Annotated in this window: 5 protein-coding genes; 1 reads left to right on the top strand and 4 read right to left on the bottom strand. The window is 66.6% G+C overall.

Features of this window, described 5'->3' with window-relative positions; translation table 11 throughout:
• Positions 1–175: 175 nt before the first annotated feature.
• The 4 genes from QZ753_RS04440 to QZ753_RS04425 all read right to left on the bottom strand — a co-directional run bounded on the left by QZ753_RS04440 (position 176) and on the right by QZ753_RS04425 (position 3,803).
• Entirely contained in the window at positions 176–1,594 is a 1,419-nt protein-coding gene (locus QZ753_RS04440) for a hypothetical protein (RefSeq protein ID WP_294641486.1), read from the bottom strand.
• A 68-nt stretch (positions 1,595–1,662) separates the two neighbouring features.
• Positions 1,663–2,061: a GtrA family protein gene (locus QZ753_RS04435; RefSeq protein WP_294641485.1), complete on the bottom strand. Its 399-nt coding sequence runs from the start codon at positions 2,059–2,061 to the stop codon at positions 1,663–1,665.
• A 5-nt stretch (positions 2,062–2,066) separates the two neighbouring features.
• Positions 2,067–3,065: a glycosyltransferase family 2 protein gene (locus QZ753_RS04430; protein WP_294641484.1), complete on the bottom strand. Its 999-nt coding sequence runs from the start codon at positions 3,063–3,065 to the stop codon at positions 2,067–2,069.
• A gap of 84 nt (positions 3,066–3,149) precedes the next feature.
• Positions 3,150–3,803: an antibiotic acetyltransferase gene (locus QZ753_RS04425; protein ID WP_294641483.1), complete on the bottom strand. Its 654-nt coding sequence runs from the start codon at positions 3,801–3,803 to the stop codon at positions 3,150–3,152.
• Between the two features lie 83 nt (positions 3,804–3,886).
• On the opposite strand from QZ753_RS04425, the gene QZ753_RS04420 reads away from it, so the two are divergent.
• A complete protein-coding gene (locus tag QZ753_RS04420) occupies positions 3,887–4,510 on the top strand; it encodes an SCO family protein (RefSeq protein ID WP_294641482.1) in 624 nt (207 codons plus the stop codon).
• Positions 4,511–4,696 lie beyond the last annotated feature (186 nt).

Genomic DNA, 4,696 nt, shown 5'->3' with positions numbered 1-4,696 from the left:
GAGCGAGGCCGCGCGTCTTGGCCGAGGTGCCCATCGGGTCGTTTCCTTCCGGTCTGCCGATATCCTGCGGCCTCATATAGGAGGCCGATCCGCCGGCTGGAAAGGATTCGGTCCGCTGGCCAACCATCTCCAGCGATCACAACTTCGAAAGATGACGGTGATGTCTGGCGAGGACTTACTCGATCACCGCTCTCGTCTTGCGGAAGTAACGCATCATCGCAAGAATTTCGCGCGGTGTTTGATCGCCGTCGAGGAATGTCCCTGTCGGAACGAAGACATGCCCGATTGCGTCGCCACCGTGCGCCAGTCGGTAGGTCATCTCCGTGTCCGCGGACACACCCTCGCGCCAGTTCTCCTTTCGGGCCTGGAGGATCTGCGGATAATGCGCGAGATCCGTTGCGACCGCCACGGCGGTCTGGGCGCCGCTCGCAACCACGGCCACAATCGAAGCTGTGGCGATCAGGGATTGCGGGCCGGAGCGCAGCCAACCGGAGACACGCGAGCGTGCGAGGAGCCAGCCACCGGCGACGATGGCGAGGACGACTAGCTGCGATCGGAACGTCTGGTGCCTCTGGCAGCAGTGAACACCGAACTGGAAGAAACCGGCAAACAAGGAAAACAGCGCAGCGACCAGCGCGGTGACTGCGACCGATGCGACCCTCAAACGGAGTTCCGGCAGCGCGGCCCGATATCGCTGAAAGACGAGGATTGAAAGTACAAGAAGTGCGCTCTTGCCGATGATCCCGAGGAGCAGGCCTACCGTGGTCGGCGCGACGAAATCCGCCGCCAGAACGTCGGCCGGAAACGATGTCAGCGTGCTCCAGAGGCTCGCGCCCACACGACGTGCCACCTCGGAATTGACGAGTTCCGCCTCATTGGCGAACCGGGCATTGGCCAGAAGGTAGACGACTCCAAGCCCGGCGAGCGCCGGCAGCGCCAGGAGAACATCGTTGCGGCGCAGAAGGGGCGAGCTTCGGGAAATCCACCGTTGGGCAAGTGCGACGCCGAGCGCCGTACCACCCCAAGCCAGTGCGAAGAACGCGCCGACTTCGGAGGCCAGGGCGGCAAGGCTGAAGCAGATGCATGTCAGAGCGTCCCGCTTGAGGCTCCATCGCTCACTGAATACCATGCCGAGCACCGGCGCGGCGATCAGGGCAATGGTCGGGAGGTAAGCGCCCGCACCCTGCGGCCAATAGAAGACTTCGGAGATCGGGTGTCCGACCACGAGAAGCGTCAGGACCGTCAGAGAGAGGAGGAAGGGCAGGCGACGACTCGTCCGGCGCCGACGAACCGTCCAGGCGGCGGGTAGCATGCAGGCAGCGAAAAGCCCGATCCAGAGGGCGGCAAGGAATATTCCCGTCAGCTGCAGACCGGTCCTTGTCACCACCGTCGCGTAGCCGAACAGCAAGAGTTCCGAGACCGGGCGGGGGCTCCAGATCAGGATGCGCTGCCACAGGCTTGGCAGACCCTGCGCCCCGAAGGTGCTGATCGTGAAGTACTCGTCCATCTGCCAGAGCCCGAGGGGCGTCAGAGCCAGCATGGCGGCAAGGAGCGCCGTCGGAAGAGCGAAGGCGACCCAAACGATCAGCGGCATTCGACGGGTGTCGCTGTCTACCCATCCAGATGGAGCCAGCATGTGCGGGAGAGACGGCAAGCGAGTTTTCACGGCTGCGGCCGGGCAGTCGTTTCGGAGAACGACCAGCGGGCGTTGAGGGTGTAGGTGGCGAGGAGGCAGAGAGCGGTGGCGGCGATCTGGGCCGCGAGCGGCGGCCAGTGCGCCCAACCGGCGGCGATCGCGACGATCGAAAGGTTGAGGAGCAGGCCGAGCGCCGCCACGGCGAAGAAGCGGGGCGCCGCCTCGCGATGCGGGCGCTCGGACGCGAAGGTGACGGCGTGGTTCAGCGCGTAGTTGACCAGCGCTCCCGCAACGTAGCCGGCGCAGGAGGCGATGAGGACGGGCGCGCGGAGCTCCAGGAGGCCGAGGAAGAGAGCGTAATGCGCGGCCGTGCCCGCACCGCCGACGAGCGCATAGGCGAAGAAGCGCCGGAGCGACCGGTCCATCGCCGTCACGAGCGCTCGCCGCCGAAGCGCGCGCGCACGAAGTAGAGCGGGCGGCGCTTCGATTCCATGTAGATGCGGCCGACATACTCGCCGATCATGCCCATGCCGATCATCTGCAGGCCGCCGAAGAGGAGGATCAGGACGGCGAGCGACGCGTAGCCTGGCACGTCGACCCCGAAGACCAGCGTGCGCACGGCGACGGCGAGCGCGTAGACCAGCGCGGCGGCCGCGACGAGGACGCCGGCATAGGTCCAGATCCGCAGCGGCAGCGTCGAGAAGCTGGTGATGCCCTCGAGCGCGAAGTTCCAGAGCTTCCAGCCGGAAAACTTGCTGCGCCCCGCCGCGCGCGGCTGGCGGACATAGTCGACCGAGGCCGTGCGGAAGCCGGCCCAGGCGAACAGGCCCTTCATGAAGCGGCAGCTTTCCGGCATCGCGTTCAGCGCATCGACGACGCGGCGGTCCATCAGGCGGAAATCGCCCGCGTTCTCCGGCAGGTCGATGTCGGTCATCCGGCCGTGAAGGCGATAGAAGGCGTTCGCGGTCTCGCGCTTCAGGAAGCCGTCGCAGGAGCGGTCGACGCGCCGCGCGATCACCACCTCGAACCCCTCGTGCCACCGCTCGACGAGGCGCGGGATGAGGTCCGGCGGGTCCTGCAGGTCGGCATCGAACGGAATGACGGCGTCGCCGCGGGCTTCCGCGAGCCCGGCGGAGAGCGCCGCCTCCTTGCCGAAATTTCGGGACAGGTCGACGACACGGACGGTCGGATCGAGGACGGTTTCGGCGATCAGGAAGGGCAGGGTCCCATCGGTGCTGCCGTCGTTGACGAACACGATCTCGTGGCGAAGCCCGGACAGGGCCTGCAAAATGGGCCGCATCCTCGCGAGGAAGATCGGCAGCACCTCTTCCTCGTTGAAGCAGGGGACGACGAGCGACACGAGGGGAGACGGAGGCGCGTCCTCATGGGCCGGAAACGCCGTCAAGATCTCGTTGCTGTCCTTCGGCACGCCCGGCACCACTCGAGGTTACAATTTTTCGATTCCCTTGTCATTTCGAGGGAGTCGAAGGCAATAGACTTCAGGCAACAGTGCTCAACTTTCGGTAGAATTCCACCGATCGAGGAAGGCTTCGGGCGACAGCACCTGCATGTCGGCCACCGCTGCGAACAGCTTCTCCTTCGGCCAGTCCCACCAGGCGAGATCGAGGAAGCCGGCCGCGACGGCGGGCTCGAAGCGCGGGCGCAGGACGCGGGCGGGGACGCCGGCGACAATCGTGTATGGAGCGACGTCGCGGCTCACCACCGCAGAAGCGCCGATCACGGCGCCGGTGCCGATCGAAACGCCAGGCAGGATCACCGCCCCATGGCCGATCCAGACGTCGTGGCCGATCGTCACGCGGCGCGCGAGGCGTCGCTCGCGGAACGCCTCGTCGACGCCCTGCCAGCGGAAGTACTCGTTCGGCCGGTAGCTGATCTTGTGCGTGGTGACGCGCTCGACCGGATGTTCCAGCGCGTTGATGCGCACATGCGCCGCGATCGAGCAGAACTTGCCGATCGCCGCGTGCGTCGCCTCGCCGCCGCGCTCGAAATAGGTGTAGTCGCCGACCAAGACGTCGCGCAGCACGACGCGCGGGCCGATGTCGCAATGGCGGCCGAGACGCGTCTGCTTCAGCTCCGCGCTCGGATGGATGCGCGGCTCGTCCGGCCGGAACCGCAGATCGTCGCTCGCCGGCTCGCCGTCCGTCATTCCGCCCTCGACCCATGTTCCGCCGCGGTCTTGGAGGCGGCGGTTCATTCCTGTATCCGAGACCGCATCGAAGGAGCAATGCGATGACCGATCCGACCCCCGGCCCCAGCCGACGCCGACTGCCGGTGCTGCGCTATGCGCTGTGGTTCCTCGTCGCGGCCGTCCTCGCGCTTCTGGTTCTCGTCTGGGCGTTCGGCCGGGCCGAGATGCAGGAAGTGTCCGATGCCGCGCCGTTCGGCACGAGCTTTTCGCTGGTCGACCAGAATGGCGCCCCGGTGACCGAGGCGGCGCTGCGCAGCCGTCCGACCGCCCTGTTCTTCGGCTTCACCCATTGCCCCGACGTCTGCCCGACGACGCTCTACGAGCTCGCGGGCTACCAGAAGGCGCTGAAGGAAAAGGGCGAGGATCTCGGCATCGTGTTCGTGACGGTCGATCCCGAACGCGACACGCCGGAAATCCTGAAGACCTATGTCGGCGCCCTGTCACCGGACATCACCGCCGTCACCGGCAAGCCGGACGACGTTGCGGCGATGCTGAAGGGCTACGGCGCCTATTCCAAGAAGGTGCCGCAGGGCGACGACTACACGATGGATCACACCGCGTCGGTGATCCTCCTCGACAAGGCGGGGCGCTTCGTCGGCACCATTGCCTATGGCGAGAACCCCGACACCGCGCGCGGCAAGCTGGAGCGGCTCGTCGCGCTGTGACGGAAAGGGCGGCCCGGCCGCCGGTTCAATTTCGAGAAGTGAGGTCGTCTTGGGTCAGGTCCGTTTCCATGCGCGCTCGGAGCGCGCGCCCGCCGAGGCGCTCTACGACCGGCTCGACCAGCGGTTCGGCGAGGAGGGCTCGCCCGTCGCGCTGACCGAGATCGACGAGGCGACCCAGATCTTCGA

Source organism: uncultured Aureimonas sp., assembly GCF_913775355.1.
Classification (GTDB): Bacteria; Pseudomonadota; Alphaproteobacteria; order Rhizobiales; family Rhizobiaceae; genus Aureimonas.
The sequence above is the reverse complement of the archived record's forward strand: the minus strand, read 5'-3'. Positions and strand labels throughout refer to the sequence as shown.